This window comes from Symplocastrum torsivum, from assembly GCF_059505465.1.
The window spans coordinates 132,667-148,778 of sequence record NZ_JCACKQ010000120.1 but is presented as its reverse complement, the minus strand read 5'-3'; the positions used below and the strand labels follow the sequence as shown (position 1 = coordinate 148,778).

Sequence of the window (16,112 nt, the reverse complement as noted above, 5' to 3'; positions counted from 1 at the left end):
CAATACAGAAAGCACCCACAAATAGGTGCTTCTTGTATCTAAAAGAGTATGCAGAGGATATTGATTGAGTGTGCGATCACTACAGATGCATCGACATCATCAACCTAGTGCATCCTCTTGGTTAGTTTGAATTGTGCAATCAGATTTAGGATAAGCAACACAGGTCAGCACAAACCCATCATTGATTTGGTCATCATCCAAGAAGCTCTGATCAGACTGGTCAATCTCACCCGCAGTAATTTTACCAGTGCAGCTTGAGCAAGCACCTGCCCGACAGGAATAGGGTAAGTCAAAGCCTTGTTCCTCCGCCGCGTCGAGAATATACTCGTCATCGGGAACTTCAATTGTGGTGTCCAGCCCTTCGGCTTCGTTGACCAACCTTACCTTGTAAGTTGCCATTAGCGTTTCTTAAATTCCTTAACATTCTGTTATAGCTTAATCTAAGTAAATATACTTAGTCAATCATTAATAAATAGACAAAATCTATTGGTGCCACTGATGCATCTTGATATTGGTAGCGATCGCACACGTCAGCTCAGGTTATCGCTCCTCCCTCAGGTAGAAGTAATAGGGTATTTTTTCTGTTGTTCTTTCTCTCAAACTTCTAGAGCGTAGGAATAGCTCAAATCAGCTTTAGACTTTTATTTTTATTCTCTAAAATTTGGACGGAACATAATAAAGTTTTCCACCCCATTGATATTAACTTTCGTTATTTGCTGATATTCAAAGTATTTGTAAAACGCTACATTTTGCTCTTTCGCTGTTTCGAGATACACACCAATTGAAGTAGGATGTGCTTCTGAACGTGCATGAAGTGCCTCAAGCAGAGCGCGAGCGTATCCTTTCTTTTGAAAATTTGGGTGTACGCCCAAGAGCATCAGGTAGTAATGAGGCTCTGGAGGATGGTGCCGTTCTAAAATCCTCAAGCTTTGCCATAGGTGCCAAGCTACAACTGGGCTTATACCAAAGCTTACTTGTAGTAACCAATGAATCTGTAGCCAAAGAGGAAAGCAACTCTCTGGTTCCTGCATGACAGCAACACCTGTTACGAGATCATCCTGCGTGACACTCAACACCCGTTGGTTCGCAGCGGCTTGCAGTGCGAGTCCAGCCCGAAACAAGAAGTGCAGTCGGCGCTGAAGTTCTTCACCTTCTGCCTTGCAAATCTGGCTAAGACCAGAGCCATTCTCAAATGCAAGAACCAGCAGTTGTGCAATTTCATCAACCTGGGAGGCATCTAATTTATGAGCATTAGCCTGATGAGGAGGCATCGGTTTGTGTATCGTAGCCTTATAAGGTTAAAGAAAAATTCGCCTTTCCCTCTTCTCCTTTTCCTTTATCAACTATTTGTATCAAGCATTTCGTGAACTGGTACAAGGAGGCTAAGAAACACTTGCCCATCCTGTTAACTGTGATGTCCAGTCTTGTGTCGTGTCTAATGTGGTGACGAGAGGTTGTTCTGTATCCGTGAAGAATTCGGCTGTGGCTTGTTGCTGAGTCAGTAGCTCAGCTGTCGCATCAGAAACATCATCCGTTCGTGCTGTTAGCCGATCGCGTAAGACGGATTCTGGAGCAATACAGTGAAGAATCTGTATTGGTAGTTGGTGGTGTTGACCTCCAGCGATCGCTTTTTCTCTGAACACCTGTCGGTCATACTTCGCATCCAAAATCACGGAAAATCCATCGTTTGCGAGCTTAATGCCCAACTCTAACAAGCGATCATATGTTTTTTCATTCATCGCTGCTGTATAGAGTTCCGCGCCTCCTGTCTGTTCCAAAGGAATCCCAGCAAGGTGTTTGCGTACTGCATCAGAGCGGATGTGAATTGCTCCTAAGTGTCGTGCTAGATATCGCGCTACTGTCGTTTTACCAGAACCCGACAAACCAGACATCAAAATTAAGCGTCCTTGTTGAGAAGAGACAGCATCAACGCTTGGTAAGTGCATATACTCCCAAGCCAACTGGTAATACTGTGCGGCTGTTAACATTGCTTCTTGCTTGACATCATCTGGCACACCAGGGTCATCCAACAAAAAAGAAGTCACCTTGGCTCGCACATACGCTTGCCGACTTAAATACAAGGGCAGCACCCTTAGCCCTTCCCAATCGCCAGTTTGCTCGACGTATGTATTCAAAAAGGCGTTCCCTAAGTCTTTACGCCCCCGTGCCTCCAAATCCATCACCGCAAACCCGATGTCGTACATAACATCGACAAAGCGGAATGGTTCATTAAATTCAATACGGTCAAATAGCCGAATTTCGCCTTGCCATAGGCAAATATTTCTCAGGTGTAAATCCCCATGACATTCTCGAATCTGATTATCTTGGATGCGGCTTTCAAAAAGCGCTGACCTAGTGGCAAAGAAAGCATCAGTAGCCCGCTGAGTTTCTTCAAACTGCTGGCTAGTCTGAGGGCCACCCACGTATTTTTGTGTTTGCTCGTAATTCTCATCAATTGCCTGACGGACTTGGGAGACTTCACCGAACGAGCGGATATAGTCGCTTGTTTCCGCTTTGGCATGGAATTGAGCAACAATTCGCCCTAACTCCTCCATATGAGCTTCCGTGAGCTTGCCTTGCTCAAATAGGCAAATAAACAAGTCATCTTGGGGAAACTCCCGCATTTTTAGCACATATTCTACTGGCTGACCTGCCCCATTTAGCTCGAAGCGATCGCCATTTTCCGTTACTGGCAACACGTCTAGGTAAATCTCCGGTGCAATTGGTTGATTCATCCGGATTTCTTCTAAGCAGAAGTGCTTGCGAGCCTCCAAGGTGGAGAAATCCAAAAAGCCAAAGTTTACTGGTTTTTTAACTTTGTAAGCATAATCACCTGTAAGAAATACATAGGAAACGTGAGTCTGCTTCAGCTCAATTGGTTCTTTAACAGGGTGGGGATAAAATCCCGGTTGCATCATTCGCTGAATCAAGGCAGGAAGAGCGGTTTGAGTCATCTCAGTGCAAATGTCCGTAATTAGACTTACTAACTTGTGTTACTAACTTGTGTCAAAAGATACCTATAAAAAAGCCAGGGACAATTGCCCCTGGTCTAACTATCTCATGAGAGCAAACCTTAGGTAGATTCTGTAGCTTCTCCGGCTGCCGTAGCTTCTACCTCGTCGTCCTCTGACTGGGTAACTGAGAGCGGTGCAGTAATTGCAACAACTGTATTCTCCGGTTCACTCAGTGCCGTGACTCCCTGTGGCAAAACAAGGTCTTGGACACGCAAACTATCCCCAGCCTGTAGATTAGAAACATCAATCTCAATTGACTCTGGGATGTTCTCAGGCGCACATTGTACCTGAAGTTCCGTAAATACGGGGTCGAGGACTCCTCCTTCTTTAACACCTGCCGCTTCTCCGACAAAGTGCAATGGCACCGCTACCTCAAGGCTTTCTTGAGCGGCTACGGAGAAAAAGCTGAGGTGGTAGATTGAACTTCTCTTCCAGGGATGAGTCTGCACTTCCCGGATTAGGGCTTTACCACTCCAGGGAAGGTCAGGAATTTTGACCTGAACCAGGGTGTTATTGATAGTGGCTTTTTTAAGTAAAGTTTCTGCGTCTTTAGCGCCTATGGTCAGGGCAATAGATTCTGTACCTTTATGACCGTAGAGGACAGTAGGGATTAGACCAGACCGACGCAGCGCTTTGGGTTTGCTGCCTTCTGGTCGCTTTTGACATTCAACTGTAACTTCCATTTCAGTAGCTTGTATAGGTTTTCAAGTTTTAGCGATAGCCCTTAGCGGGCGCGAAGAGGGCTATCTCCCGATCTTTGATTTTAGATTGCTGATACCCAAGATGATTGGTTGGACTCAAATCCAACATCTCAAATCTAAAATCTCAATCCTAGACTCCTGATGTTACTGGTGTGCCGTTGGCGTGTAACAGTGCCCGCTTGGGTCCGTGGATTGGGTCTTCCACGATAATGGTTTGATCTCGGCTAGCACCTAGGGAGACGAGCGCAATTGGAACAGCCATCAACTCTGCCAAGAATTTGAGATAATTCAGCGCTTCTGTGGGTAAGTCTTCTAAAGACCGACAATGATCTGTTGATTGTTTCCAACCACGCAGAGTTTTATAGATCGGTTTGCATCGAGCAAACAGGCGAGCGCTGCTGGGGAAATCCTGGCAGTGCTGACCCTCAATTTCGTAGGCAACACAGACTTTGATTTCATCTAGGGTATCGAGTACATCTAGTTTGGTGATTGCTAGACAGTCGATGCCATTGATGCGAACCGCATAGCGACCAATGACGGCATCAAACCAGCCACAACGGCGACGGCGACCCGTAGTTGTGCCAAATTCTGCACCGCGATCGCATAATAAATCTCCGAGTTCACCATCAAGTTCTGTCGGAAATGGCCCTTCTCCCACGCGAGTTGTATAGGCTTTCGCCACACCAATCACTCGATCAATCATGGTTGGCCCGACACCCGCACCTACACACGCCCCACCCGCAACCGGATTCGAGGAAGTCACATAGGGGTAGGTACCATGATCTAAATCTAACAGCGTCCCTTGAGCGCCTTCAAACAGGATATTACTCCGTCGCTGAATTGCCTCGTAAATCTTCAATGAGCAATCAACAACATGGGGACGTAGCCGTTCGGCATACTCTAGATACTGCTCAATCACGGTCGCCGGATCTAAAGGCGGCAAATCGTAGAGCTTTTCGAGAATGACGTTTTTGTAGTTAATTGTCCAGTTTAGTTGTTTTCTTAGTATGTCTGGGTCCATCAGATCCAACATCCGAATCCCAGTGCGCTCTGACTTATCGGCATACGTGGGTCCAATGCCACGACCTGTTGTGCCAATCTTATGGCTACCTCGACGCTCTTCTGATGCCTGGTCAATTAACCGATGATAAGGCATCGTAACGTGAGCCGTTTCGGAAATCAGTAGGTTTTTGGTGGAAATGCCTAACGCTTCGATTTGATCGAGTTCAGCAATAAGTACTTGTGGGTCAATGACCGTGCCAGAGGCAATAATGCACTCGGTATCGGGATACAGAATTCCAGAGGGAATTAAGTGCAGTTTGAAGGTTTGACCCTGAACAACAACAGTATGCCCTGCATTGACCCCCCCCTGGTAACGGACGACGACATCTGCTGAGCGACTTAGTAAGTCAGTGATTTTTCCTTTTCCTTCATCGCCCCACTGGGCACCGATTACAACGACGTTAGCCAAGGGTTTTTTTTATAGTGTTTAAGTTTTCACAAACTATAATTATTAGCATTAGGTTTAACCAATGTCAACCAGCGTTCAGCCGGAAAGCATTTCTAAACAATTAGTTTGGAGGCTTATATCTGTCGCTAATGGCTGAGTAGTTATTTGGAAGATAAAAGGTGGAGGTGTGGAGGAATCACTAAAAACTCTGTTAAGTCGTATTGAAGCGGCGAATACTCAGGTGACGGCAAAACAACGGGAAGTCATAATCGTTGGGTCATTTCAAGCAATGATTAACCCAACAACAGATTTGACGTGGCTAAATTACGCAGTGCCAATTGCGCCTTTGGGAACTAGTGCTGAGGTGGCGCAAGCACTTGTCGAACTGCGTCATATTTTTAGGGAACGCGATCGCATTCTCCGCTTTGAGTTTACCGAATCCCTGTGGTCTACACTCCCAACCGCTTTGGAGGATGCTGGACTCAGAACAGAGGCACGTCATCCGATGATGCTGTGTACACCAACTGACTTTCACCCTTATCAAGCCTCTGCTGTACAAGTCCAACTGCTTACCCCTGACGCTCATCCTGATATTCTGTCCGCTTGTGTGGCGATTCCCAAGCAATGCTTTAGCTTGAATAATACCGCCCAAGCTCCGACAAACCAGGAAATCACTGAGTTGAAAGAGCAGATTCATAAAGGGATGATGCAAGGGGCGCTAGCTTACATTAACGGGATACCTGCTGGCGTAGGTTTCACCCTGCCGATGTTGGGAATTAGTGAACTTGTTGGTGTTGCCACCTTACCCGCGCAACGGCACCGGGGTGTAGCCGCAACGCTGTGCAGCACGTTAATCAAAGACCATTTTAAGACAGGAGGTGAGCTAGTTTGGCTAGCAGCCGGTGATGCGATCGCACAAGCCATTTATGAGCGTATCGGCTTTTACTTAGTCGATGCACGACTCAATTACATTGACACTTATGGAGCCACAGAACAACTTGTCTCCCCTATTCTTATCTAATCAATTGCCGACAACAGCATACCTTTAACAAACCTAAACTTATTTGGAGAATTTATTGTGACTTTATACGCTGATTTACACCGCCATTTGGGAGGTTCAGTCGTTCCTCGGATTCTCTGGCGGTACTTCCATCGCCAAAACCCTGAGTTAGCCCAGCGGTTTCCAGAATATCCAGAATTTGAGGAATTTTACACGCGATCGCGCAATACTCTGGATGAGTATCTAGAATTGCACACGCTGGTAGAAAGCGTTCAAACAATAGAAACATTACCCTATTTCATCTATCGGCTAATTCGTGGCGCTCATATTTTTGAAAATATGGCGTATTTGGAATTGCGTTACACCCCATACCTACGAACATCTGAAGAGTTGAGTCAATCAGAACGGATTGACCAGATGGCGCAGATTGTGGAGATTGTTGGTAAAGCAAGCCAAGTCAATGAGTATCCGATTGTAACCAGCCAAATATTGTGTATGCACTCGCGATTACCGTATGAGGTAAACAAGGCAATTGTTGACCTCGCGGCTGGCTCGAAAGAATATGTTTGTGCAGTAGATTTGGCTGGAGGAGACGCTCATTATGCAGAGCGTTTAGATGAGTTTGTTGGATTGTACAAATATGCGCGATCGCTAGGTCTAAAAACAACAGGTCATCTCTACGAAACTACTGATGGCTGTTACCCGGAACTCCTCCCTTACCTGATGCGAATTGGTCATGGAATTCAGATTCCCTTAAAGCATCCAGAGTTATTAAAAGAAGTGCGAGAGCTGGGGCAATGTTTAGAAGTTTGTCCCACAACGTACTTAAAAACAGGCACTCTCGATGATATCCGTCAGTTAAAAGTAGTATTTGACCGCTGTTTTGATGCTGGTGTAGATATTGCAATCTGTACAGACAATGCCGGGTTGCACAATGTCCGTCTGCAATTTGAGTATGAAAACTTACTCACTTACGACATTATTGGTTTTGAACAGTTGCAAGCTTGCCAAGATGCGGCATTCCACCATGCCTTTGCTTGGCCCCATCCTCAGCGTCCTACCTCGCTGTTAACAGGATTACTACAAACTGGAGCGAAGCAGCCTGTTGGTGTCAATAATCAGTAGACCTATCTTGAAAGTCGGGAATGGGGAATGGGGTTCCCTACCACCTAACACCTATTTTCAGATTGGAAGTAACCATTTCGGAGGCAGTTGGTAACCTAGTAGGTGTTGACAAAATTTAAGGGAAATAAGCATGGTACAAGCAAAACCTGGTGATATCGTAAAAATTCACTACACAGGCAAATTAGACGATGGCACAGTATTTGACTCCTCGGTTAACCGTGAGCCTTTAGAATTTACTCTCAGTGGAGGACAAGTCATTCCTGGCTTTGACGAAGCGGTACTAGGAATGAGTCCTGGGGAATCAAAAACCCAAAAGATTCCGATGGATCAAGCGTATGGCCCGCATCGTGATGAAATGGTTCTGGAGATTAGCAGACAGCAGATCCCACCAGAATTGGAACCCGAAGTTGGTCAGCAATTACAAGTTCAGCAAGAGAATGGGCAAACTATCCCAGTGTTTGTTACAGAGGTAACGGAGTCCAAAGTGACGTTAGATGCTAATCATCCTCTGGCTGGAGAAGACTTGACGTTTGATATTCAGTTGGTCGAAATTGCTTGAAAGTTTTGTTAAATACAGAGCGTAAATAAACCGAAGATAAACTTAACCCCCATTTCCCCTTAAAAAGCGAGGGAAAGGGGGTTAGTAGTTATTTTTGAAGCAAATCTTAAGGTCTGAATGCATTATCCTGACTCCCCAGTATCAGGAGACTCTAACCATGGTGAAACCCGTAAGCGGAAAGAGTGTTAACAAAACTGCATCAGAGGAGGTAAGGTTAGCGATGCAGCAAGGGGAGGAACCGTTAGCCTCAGCGACCTGTAAAGGCTATCGCTCTCAAACCGAACAGCAAGTTTTAGAGACATTTTGCATCAATCAGTTGCTGTCACATTTGAGCAGCTACGTTGATGAAGATTTTGATGCAGCGTTGATGAATCTGAATGAGCATGAACTCGATTGCTTAGCTGCAACTCTAATCCAACGGTTAATGAGTAGCCTGAAAGGTAAGCAGATTGCCAGTTATTTAAATGCTATCCGCCACGGTGACTCGGATGTGCTGTGTGACCCAAGCCATTTAGAACTTCCTTTACCAACAATTGAGCTACCAGTGAACTTTCCGAATGGCGTTACGCCGAGCTACAAAGAAGGCGATCGCGTTAGGTGGCAAGCTCTGAGTGAGAATACAGATTGGGGAATTGTAATTGGACGCTATTACACATACGCCCAACATCGGTGTGATTGGGGAATATGCTATCTCATCCGGTTGGATAAAGATTCCCCTAGTGCAACTTGGACTATTACTGATACAGCTTGGGAAGACGATATAGAAGCGATCGCAAGTAGCGACACTGACTTTGCCAAAGGAGAGAATTCTTTACCTAGTCTCGAAGGCAAGCAACTCGTCTTACCTCTCTTTCCTGAACAACATCCCCCTAAATCTGAGAGTTCTACAACGCTTTTACGCTCATTAGCCCATCCCCAAATCCCCAAATCCCTACATCTACGTCTACCCCCCGGAACCTATAACCCTGGACGACGGGATAGAAACAATCCTAGGATGCTGACTCAGCGAGAGCAAAATCTGATTGAACTCTATAGCCAATGCCAATTGGGAATGGCACCCAGGAGATTTTATTCCAAATGGTTTGTGAGTTACGAGCATCTTGCCTCAATTTGCGATCGCTCAATTTCGACAGTTCGACGCTGGTTTATGAAAGGTAGCAACCATCGCCGTCCGACTCGCACTGATTTGCGTCATCTCGCTCTTATGGACTTTCTCCTAGAACATTTTGAGGAGATTCCTTTTAACTTACGAAATTTACTATGTAGTGCCAATTTGGGTCAGTGAAGAAGCCGAGGAGGCATAATTTTAGCTATCACATAAACGTCATGATGTCAAATTCACCTGTCACTTTTTTAGCTAGCTATCTTCTACTAATGTGGCGACAGTCTCAATTAAACCAGGTATGAGGAAATCAAAAGCGACCGAAGCTCTGCGTGTCGCCCAAGAGGTTGCTGCCATTCGTACAGCACTGAAGAAACGTGGCTACCATCTTCGCAAGCGCCCGAAGCAAGCCTCTTGGAGCATCTACGTTACTGATGACAATTTTTATATGCTGACCTATCAACCTGCTCCAATCAGCAGTTGGGTACTTCACCCACAAAACGAGGATAGTGATTGCTCTAAGGAGAACGGCAAGACTGAACGCCATAGCCTTGAAACTGTCATTCAACGCGCTTTAATTCAGCAATCTACAGGGAGAGTTTCATGACTTATTTTGAAAAACTGCATCCGTGGTGTGTTATCCGCCCCTTACCTAATTTGCAACGACTTGTTGTCGCACGCTGTCGTCGTCGCAGTGATGCGGAGTCGCTTGTGCAAGTGGTTGGCAGGCTTGTCCCCTCAGTCCCCTACACGATTGTTTTTGATCCAATGCCAGAGCCGGAGGATAACAGTAAGATAAGTGATCGCTCAGTGCCAGAAGAAATTTGATATTAGGATTTTAATTTTTCCGGACACCGCAGGAGTGATGCCGGATTAAGAAACAGTAGATGCACCCTGATGACTGCCCTCAGTTCACGCTGAGGGTTTTTTGTTGTTACTTATTAGTTATTGGTTGGTAAGGATTGCGTTGGTTACCAGACAGGATTGGTAGAAATAACCCACCAGCAAAAACTCTCCCTCTGCTTCCCCTGCTTTCAGAACTGGTGGGATTTCGCTGTGAATATCTAGGGATAAAAACTCAACTGCGGTAATCCCATAGCTTCTTCCCAACCCATCATCACATTCAGACACTGTATGGCTTGTCCTGCTTGACCTTTTATCAAGTTGTCAGTGACTGACATAACAATTACTCGATCAGTCCGGCGATCGACTTCAACGCCGATATAACACAGGTTGGTACCACAAGCCCACTTCGTTTGGGGATAGATACCACCCGGTAGCACCTTAATGAACGGACAGGCTCGGTAGAATGCTGTATAAATTGTTAGTAAATCTTCTCTAACTAGTCCTGGATCGCGCATAGTTGCATAAACGGTAGCATGTAAGCCTCGCACCATTGGAATTAGGTGAGGCGTAAACTGTACCGTGACATCATGCCCTGCTAAATCACTGCAAATTTGCTCAATTTCTGGGGTATGGCGGTGATGAGCAACGCCGTATGCCGCTAGGGAGTTGTCGGCTTCTGAGAGTAAAAGATTGGTTTTTGCGGCTCGTCCTCCACCTGATGTCCCAGATTTTCCGTCAATAATTGCTGTTTCTGGGATGATTAAGCCTTGCTTGAGAAGTGGTGCGAGCGCCAGTAGACTCGTCGTGACATAGCAACCAGGGCAACCCACTAACTGAGCGTCAGTAATGCGATCGCGGTATAGTTCCGGTAATCCATAAACTGCCGTTGCTGCAATTTCCTGGTCTTGTCGCTCTCCACCATACCAGCTTTTATAAGTCTCCAGGTTACTGAACCGATAGTCGGCGGAGAGATCGAGAACCTTGCATCCCTTTGAGATTAGGGTTGGTGCCATCTGGTAGGCTAAACCATTTGGCAATGAGATAAATACCGCTTGACAACGGCTAGCAATTTCATCGAGATCAATCGGCTCAATTATCAGATCAACGCGATGGGCTAAGTGGGGGTAGAGTTCAGCAAATGGCTTGCCAGCACTACTATCTCCTCCCAAATAAACCACTTCCACTCCAGGGTGATCCATCAACAGTCGCACAAGTTGTACGCCACCATAACCTGAAGCGCCAATGATTCCTACGGGTAGGCGTTTTAAATCACCCATCATATTTTTTTCCTAAGAAGCTGAGATTGAATAGGGTTTAACATTTGCTGCATTCTAGTATCAAAAGTGAACTTTGGTGGTATAAATTTGAGGAATTTTTCGAGAATTTTCAAGAGCAACATCCTCAATGCCTTTGCTTAAACAAACGGGATACAATCAAATTAGAACCAAACTTTAGAAATCTTTACGGGTTGCTCAACTCGTACACTTGCAGTGGAAGCGTCTCAAACTGTTTCGTTTGAATTTGACTCGATTGATGCGGCTTTGGCAGACCTGAAAGCAGGTCGTGCTTTGGTGGTGGTTGATGACGAATCCCGTGAAAATGAAGGGGACTTAATCTGCGCCGCGCAGTTTGCAACGCCCGACATGATTAATTTTATGGCGGTCGAAGCACGGGGGCTGATTTGTTTAGCCATGATGGGCGATCGCCTTGATGCCCTGGATCTCCCCTTAATGGTTACCAAAAACACCGATAGTAACCAGACTGCCTTTACGGTAAGTATTGATGCGTCTCCACACTTGGGTGTTACAACTGGCATCTCCGCAGAAGACAGGGCACGAACAATCCAGGTGACTATCAATCCAGAAACAAAACCGGATGATTTGCGCCGTCCTGGTCACATTTTCCCGATCCGGGCACGAGAGGGAGGTGTTTTAAAACGGGCAGGTCATACAGAAGCCGCAGTTGATCTCCCCAGGCTAGCCGGACTCTATCCCGCAGGTGTCATCTGTGAAATCCAAAATCCAGATGGCTCAATGGCGCGTTTACCCCAGTTGATTCAGTACGCTAGAGAGCATCAACTAAAAATTATCAGCATTGCTGACTTAATTAGTTACCGCCTCAAGTACGATCGCTTTGTCTATCGGGAGACGATCGCCGAATTACCTAGTAACTTTGGTAGTTTCCAGATTTACGCTTATCGCAATAGCTTAGATAGCTCAGAACATGTCGCAATTGTCAAGGGAAACCCGGCTGAGTTTGAAGACACTGCCGTCATGGTGCGGATGCACTCTGAATGCTTAACGGGTGATGCTTTGGGTTCGCTGCGCTGTGATTGCCGAATGCAGTTGCAAGCAGCGCTGAAAATGATTGAAAGTGCTGGACAAGGTGTCGTTGTCTATCTGCGACAAGAAGGGCGAGGAATTGGTCTAGTCAACAAGTTAAAGGCATATTCGCTACAGGATATGGGGCTAGATACCGTTGAAGCCAATGAACGCTTGGGATTTCCAGCTGATCTGCGGGACTATGGCATGGGAGCACAAATGCTCAATGACCTAGGTGTCAAAAAAATTCGCTTAATTACAAATAATCCCCGAAAAATAGCTGGTTTGAAAGGCTATGGGATTGAAGTTATTGATCGCGTGCCACTGTTGATTGAAGCAAACGACTACAACACAACTTATTTAGCAACTAAGGCTCAAAAATTGGGTCATATGCTGTTGCAGACGTATTTAGTTACCGTCGCAATTCAGTGGCAAGATGCACCGCAACCTATAACCGAACGTTACGAGCGTTTGGAGAAATTAAGGCATTTAGTCCATAGCCAACACCTGTTATTGCAAGAGGAAGCAAGACCTGTTGCGATCGCTTTATTTAGCAAACCGTCCTTAATTGTTCACTTAGGCTTTGACCAAGCCCATCTAGCTGCACCAGATTGGTTCAAATCAGAACGCCATCCCTACGTGCAAGCGATCGCTCAAATTTTGGATAATTTGAGTGAATGGCAGCAACTAGGACGCATGGAATTTCTTGTGTCCTCCGGTACTGACCCACTCATTAGCTTGCAAGTACAGCTAGATCGGCAAACCTTCCCCTTAACTGAGCGACCTTCCTCGATCTGCAACAATTTAACAACTCAAAAAATCTATAGTTTTGCCAATTAAGCGACTACAGGTAAATCGCAAGGCAAGGAGAAAAGGATTTTCTTTGAGCCAGAAAGGCAAAAGGCATAGGGCATAAGGCAGGAGGCAGAGGGAATGGCAACGAACCCTCTGCCTTCTTCAACTTTGCCCTTTTCTGACTGTTAGATCAACTTATTATTCATTTTCGTTAGCTTGTGGCAAAACCGCATCTGGGCTGTATATTGTCGAATAAAACTGCCGAGCGCCGATACCCATGCCAACCCCTATTAGAAAAGCCATCAAAATGCAAGTAATCGCAAAACTGAAAAAACCTCCAGCAGCATAAGCTACTTGGTCTGGTACCTCTTTTGCCATCTCAACTTCCCCCAAATCCTATGCGATCCTTTCTAAAAGAAAGCAAAATTTAGGAATGACTACTTCTGTCTACCTGCTTATGTCATGGGACGCATTTCTGAAGGCCGAGCAACTACTCATCCGATTGGTATACTTGATAGCTTTGGAGTTAAAAGTCAGATGCCTTGGCTCTGAAGTAAAGCCAAGGCAAGGGTTTTGTCGTTTATGGCTGATGCTTTTAGTCTGACTTTCTCCTAAATGTTGCAAGTTGCGATCGCGCTTGTGTACGACTGGAAGCGATCACTTAAGTTCTTAATTTCGCTCAGGGACACATCTACGCCAAAACCGAAACAGCCTGCATCACAGGCATTGTTCTCTGTAAAAAAGATGAAACTCAAACCTTATTCACTCGCTACTTTGTTCCTATCAGTTTGCTTGACTGCACCAGCGTTGGCGGCAAACCCTGACCACGTTAGACAATTACAAACAACAAATACTTGTCGAAGATGTGACTTGAGTGGTACCGACCTCAAGAACGCTAACCTAGTGGGTGCTGATTTGCTCGGAGCGAATTTAGTTGGCGCTAACTTAGAAAATGCCAATCTCAGTGGGGCAAATCTATCGAGTAGCAACCTCGCTGGCGTGAATTTCCGCAGTACGAACTTGAGCCGCGCTAATCTCACAGGTGCCAATCTGGTTGGAGCCAATCTCAGCAATACCAACTTGAGTGAGGCTGATTTGAAATATACCAATCTAGTCAACGTTAATCTGGACGGTACTAAGCTAAGCGGTGCTGACCTTAGTGCAGCAAATCTTGCCGGAGTTGACTTAAGTACGGCAGAATTAACAGGTGCAAAGGTACTTGGTGCTAACTTAGTCGGTGCTTTGGGGCTATCGTTGCCGCTTTTGCCGATAAACCCTACACTTGGCTCTGACTCAGAACCAACTACGGGAGAAAGTTCGCCCAATCCTGTTGGTAGTCCTTCTCGTCGGGGAGGGACTAGGGGAGGTAGTGAGTATCAACCACCCACTGACATTGGGCGACCTACTAGAACAGAAGGTGCAGGAACCTACCAGACAACTCCGCCAACTGGTAAGCCTGAGTGATATAGCAGTCAGCTATCAGCTATCAGCTATCAGCTTTTTTGTTTTCCTGACTAGTAGCGCAGTTTCACTGCTTTTAGCTGTACCTCATCCAACAGACAACCGCTATAACAACAAACAACTAACAACAAACAACCAACAACACTTAATATGAGCCTTGATGTGATTGTTATTGGTAGCGGCATTGGCGGGTTAACGGCAGGTGCCTTGCTCGCTCGTTATGGGAAAGCTGTGCTGGTGTGTGAGAGTCATGCGATCGCAGGTGGTGCCGCTCATAGTTTTCACAGACGAGGCTTTGAGTTTGATTCTGGCCCTTCGTTCTACTGTGGTTTGGGTAAGCAACGCCCCAGCCTCAACCCTTTACGACAAGTGCTAGACGTTCTGGGAGAATCGATCGAAGTTGTTCCCTATGACCCCATGGGACATTACCATTTTCCAGAAGGTACGTTTCCGGTTTACAGCAACGCCGAACGCTACCGGGAAGCTGTCGCAGAAATTACTCCTACTGGAGCGAGGGAACTGGAACGATTTGAAAAACGCCTGTTGCCGCTCTATGAAGCCTTACGGGATGTTCCGACGATTGCCCTGAGAGCAGATTGGCAGCTTATTTCTGTCTTACTAGGACGCTATTTTCCCTCGCTGTTAAAAATGTTGCCGCAACTGGGTGTCATCCAGGGTTCTGTTGGTGATGTCATGGACAAAGAGGTGCATGACTCATGGGTACGGCGATTGATTGATTTAGAATGCTTTCTCCTTTCTGGACTGAAAGCGCATGGCACAATCGCCCCAGAGGTAGCGTTCATGTTGGGCGAACGTACTCGTGCTGGTGTTGAGTATCCAGTGGGGGGAAGTGGTGCAATTGTTGATGCTTTGGTGCGTGGATTGAAGCGCTGGGGTGGTGAATTACGGTTGAATGCTCATGTCGAGCAAATTCTGGTGGAAGCGGGTAAAGCTGTTGGTGTCCGGTTGCGGCAAGGTGAAATTATCAAAGCGCCTGTAGTTATCTCTAATGCAACGATTTGGGATACCTATAACACGTTGCTACTCAAAGAAGACTTACCCCCGTCTTATCGAGAATCTTCTCTAAAAACACCAGCCGTTGAAAGCTTTATGCACTTACACCTGGGTATCCGGGCAGAGGGGTTAGAGAATCTAACAGGGCATCATGTGGTGGTTCACGATGCGAATAAGGATATTACACAACCTGGTAATACCTGTATGATTTCCATTCCTTCTGTATGGGATGCGAGTCTCGCACCAGAGGGGCATCATGTTGTTCATGCTTACACCTTGGAACCCTACGAAGGTTGGCATCGGGATGAGGGGTATGAGGAGAAGAAAAAAACGCGATCGCAACCTTTATTCAAGGCTCTAGAACGGGTGATTCCAGACATACGCGATCGCATTGTCCTCGAACTCATTGGCACTCCCTTAACTCATTCCCATTATCTGCGCCGCTATCAAGGAACCTATGGCCCTGCTATAGCGGCTGGTAAAGGGATGTTTCCTGGTTCTCAAACACCGATTTCTGGTTTATACCGTGTTGGTGACAGCACTATGCCAGGAATTGGAGTTCCGGCTGTGGCGGCTTCTGGCATCCTCTGCGCTAATACTTTAGTCACGCCACAGCAGACATTGGAATTATTGGAAGACCTCGGCAAGAATTGACGAAGTGCCAAGTATCGCTTTCACTTTAGCTCGAAAGTAGGTTGGTGAAGCTTATCGAAAGCATCACTCT

General features: G+C 46.1%; 16 protein-coding genes. 9 read left to right on the top strand and 7 right to left on the bottom strand.

Going from position 1 to position 16,112, the window contains the following annotated elements:
- Nucleotides 1-99: 99 nt before the first annotated feature.
- The 5 genes from AC5JL3_RS29315 to AC5JL3_RS29295 form a co-directional block, all read right to left on the bottom strand.
- Entirely contained in the window at nucleotides 100-399 is a 300-nt protein-coding gene (locus AC5JL3_RS29315; RefSeq protein WP_496077801.1) for a ferredoxin, read from the bottom strand.
- 248 nt (nucleotides 400-647) lie between these two features.
- The gene (locus tag AC5JL3_RS29310; protein ID WP_496077800.1) at nucleotides 648-1,271 is read right to left on the bottom strand and encodes a GNAT family N-acetyltransferase; all 624 of its coding nucleotides are present in this window, start codon (nucleotides 1,269-1,271) and stop codon (nucleotides 648-650) included.
- 111 nt (nucleotides 1,272-1,382) lie between these two features.
- The gene (locus AC5JL3_RS29305; protein ID WP_496077799.1) at nucleotides 1,383-2,954 is read right to left on the bottom strand and encodes a bifunctional aminoglycoside phosphotransferase/ATP-binding protein; all 1,572 of its coding nucleotides are present in this window, start codon (nucleotides 2,952-2,954) and stop codon (nucleotides 1,383-1,385) included.
- Nucleotides 2,955-3,073: 119 nt separating this feature from the next.
- A complete protein-coding gene (locus AC5JL3_RS29300) occupies nucleotides 3,074-3,697 on the bottom strand; it encodes a 50S ribosomal protein L25/general stress protein Ctc (protein WP_496077798.1) in 624 nt (207 codons plus the stop codon).
- Between the two features lie 148 nt (nucleotides 3,698-3,845).
- The gene (locus AC5JL3_RS29295) at nucleotides 3,846-5,186 is read right to left on the bottom strand and encodes an adenylosuccinate synthase (protein ID WP_496077797.1); all 1,341 of its coding nucleotides are present in this window, start codon (nucleotides 5,184-5,186) and stop codon (nucleotides 3,846-3,848) included.
- 166 nt (nucleotides 5,187-5,352) lie between these two features.
- On the opposite strand from AC5JL3_RS29295, the gene AC5JL3_RS29290 reads away from it, so the two are divergent.
- The 6 genes from AC5JL3_RS29290 to AC5JL3_RS29265 all read left to right on the top strand — a co-directional run bounded on the left by AC5JL3_RS29290 (nucleotide 5,353) and on the right by AC5JL3_RS29265 (nucleotide 9,779).
- Nucleotides 5,353-6,186, top strand: coding sequence for a GNAT family N-acetyltransferase (locus tag AC5JL3_RS29290; RefSeq protein WP_496077796.1), 834 nt, complete (start codon nucleotides 5,353-5,355; stop codon nucleotides 6,184-6,186).
- 57 nt (nucleotides 6,187-6,243) lie between these two features.
- Complete coding sequence (locus AC5JL3_RS29285) at nucleotides 6,244-7,290, top strand: adenosine deaminase (RefSeq protein ID WP_496077795.1); 1,047 nt, start codon at nucleotides 6,244-6,246, stop codon at nucleotides 7,288-7,290.
- 130 nt (nucleotides 7,291-7,420) lie between these two features.
- The gene (locus AC5JL3_RS29280; RefSeq protein ID WP_192218732.1) at nucleotides 7,421-7,849 is read left to right on the top strand and encodes an FKBP-type peptidyl-prolyl cis-trans isomerase; all 429 of its coding nucleotides are present in this window, start codon (nucleotides 7,421-7,423) and stop codon (nucleotides 7,847-7,849) included.
- A 157-nt stretch (nucleotides 7,850-8,006) separates the two neighbouring features.
- Nucleotides 8,007-9,134 carry a hypothetical protein gene (locus tag AC5JL3_RS29275; RefSeq protein WP_496077794.1) on the top strand — a complete coding sequence of 376 codons (1,128 nt, stop codon included), beginning with the start codon at nucleotides 8,007-8,009 and terminating at the stop codon, nucleotides 9,132-9,134.
- A gap of 118 nt (nucleotides 9,135-9,252) precedes the next feature.
- Complete coding sequence (locus tag AC5JL3_RS29270) at nucleotides 9,253-9,558, top strand: hypothetical protein (protein ID WP_496077793.1); 306 nt, start codon at nucleotides 9,253-9,255, stop codon at nucleotides 9,556-9,558.
- Nucleotides 9,555-9,779, top strand: coding sequence for a hypothetical protein (locus AC5JL3_RS29265; RefSeq protein WP_192218734.1), 225 nt, complete (start codon nucleotides 9,555-9,557; stop codon nucleotides 9,777-9,779). Before AC5JL3_RS29270 ends, AC5JL3_RS29265 begins: the two co-directional genes overlap by 4 nt.
- 236 nt (nucleotides 9,780-10,015) lie before the next feature.
- On the opposite strand, the gene argC is transcribed toward AC5JL3_RS29265, so the two are convergent.
- Nucleotides 10,016-11,074 carry an N-acetyl-gamma-glutamyl-phosphate reductase gene (gene argC / locus AC5JL3_RS29260; protein WP_496077844.1) on the bottom strand — a complete coding sequence of 353 codons (1,059 nt, stop codon included), beginning with the start codon at nucleotides 11,072-11,074 and terminating at the stop codon, nucleotides 10,016-10,018.
- Between the two features lie 213 nt (nucleotides 11,075-11,287).
- On the opposite strand from argC, the gene ribBA reads away from it, so the two are divergent.
- A complete protein-coding gene (gene ribBA, locus AC5JL3_RS29255; RefSeq protein ID WP_496077792.1) occupies nucleotides 11,288-12,958 on the top strand; it encodes a bifunctional 3,4-dihydroxy-2-butanone-4-phosphate synthase/GTP cyclohydrolase II in 1,671 nt (556 codons plus the stop codon).
- 153 nt (nucleotides 12,959-13,111) lie between these two features.
- On the opposite strand, the gene AC5JL3_RS29250 is transcribed toward ribBA, so the two are convergent.
- Entirely contained in the window at nucleotides 13,112-13,291 is a 180-nt protein-coding gene (locus AC5JL3_RS29250) for a hypothetical protein (protein ID WP_192218736.1), read from the bottom strand.
- A gap of 366 nt (nucleotides 13,292-13,657) precedes the next feature.
- Between AC5JL3_RS29250 and AC5JL3_RS29245 the strand changes: the two genes are divergently transcribed.
- Nucleotides 13,658-14,377 (top strand): pentapeptide repeat-containing protein, encoded by a 720-nt coding sequence (locus AC5JL3_RS29245; protein WP_496077791.1) that lies wholly within the window; start codon nucleotides 13,658-13,660, stop codon nucleotides 14,375-14,377.
- Between the two features lie 147 nt (nucleotides 14,378-14,524).
- On the top strand, nucleotides 14,525-16,042 hold the full coding sequence (locus AC5JL3_RS29240; protein ID WP_496077790.1) for a phytoene desaturase family protein: 1,518 nt from the start codon (nucleotides 14,525-14,527) through the stop codon (nucleotides 16,040-16,042).
- The last annotated feature ends 70 nt before the right edge of the window (nucleotides 16,043-16,112 follow it).

Bases quoted from the DNA above. Each gene is read 5' to 3' on its own strand.
- AC5JL3_RS29315 (WP_496077801.1), bottom strand. From the start codon at position 399: ATGGCAACTTACAAGGTAAGGTTGGTCAACGAAGCCGAAGGGCTGGAC.
- AC5JL3_RS29310 (WP_496077800.1), bottom strand. From the start codon at position 1,271: ATGCCTCCTCATCAGGCTAATGCTCATAAATTAGATGCCTCCCAGGTT.
- AC5JL3_RS29305 (WP_496077799.1), bottom strand. From the start codon at position 2,954: ATGACTCAAACCGCTCTTCCTGCCTTGATTCAGCGAATGATGCAACCG.
- AC5JL3_RS29300 (WP_496077798.1), bottom strand. From the start codon at position 3,697: ATGGAAGTTACAGTTGAATGTCAAAAGCGACCAGAAGGCAGCAAACCC.
- AC5JL3_RS29280 (WP_192218732.1), top strand. From the start codon at position 7,421: ATGGTACAAGCAAAACCTGGTGATATCGTAAAAATTCACTACACAGGC.
- AC5JL3_RS29275 (WP_496077794.1), top strand. From the start codon at position 8,007: ATGGTGAAACCCGTAAGCGGAAAGAGTGTTAACAAAACTGCATCAGAG.
- AC5JL3_RS29270 (WP_496077793.1), top strand. From the start codon at position 9,253: ATGAGGAAATCAAAAGCGACCGAAGCTCTGCGTGTCGCCCAAGAGGTT.
- AC5JL3_RS29265 (WP_192218734.1), top strand. From the start codon at position 9,555: ATGACTTATTTTGAAAAACTGCATCCGTGGTGTGTTATCCGCCCCTTA.
- argC (WP_496077844.1), bottom strand. From the start codon at position 11,074: ATGGGTGATTTAAAACGCCTACCCGTAGGAATCATTGGCGCTTCAGGT.
- AC5JL3_RS29250 (WP_192218736.1), bottom strand. From the start codon at position 13,291: ATGGCAAAAGAGGTACCAGACCAAGTAGCTTATGCTGCTGGAGGTTTT.
- AC5JL3_RS29245 (WP_496077791.1), top strand. From the start codon at position 13,658: ATGAAACTCAAACCTTATTCACTCGCTACTTTGTTCCTATCAGTTTGC.
- AC5JL3_RS29240 (WP_496077790.1), top strand. From the start codon at position 14,525: ATGAGCCTTGATGTGATTGTTATTGGTAGCGGCATTGGCGGGTTAACG.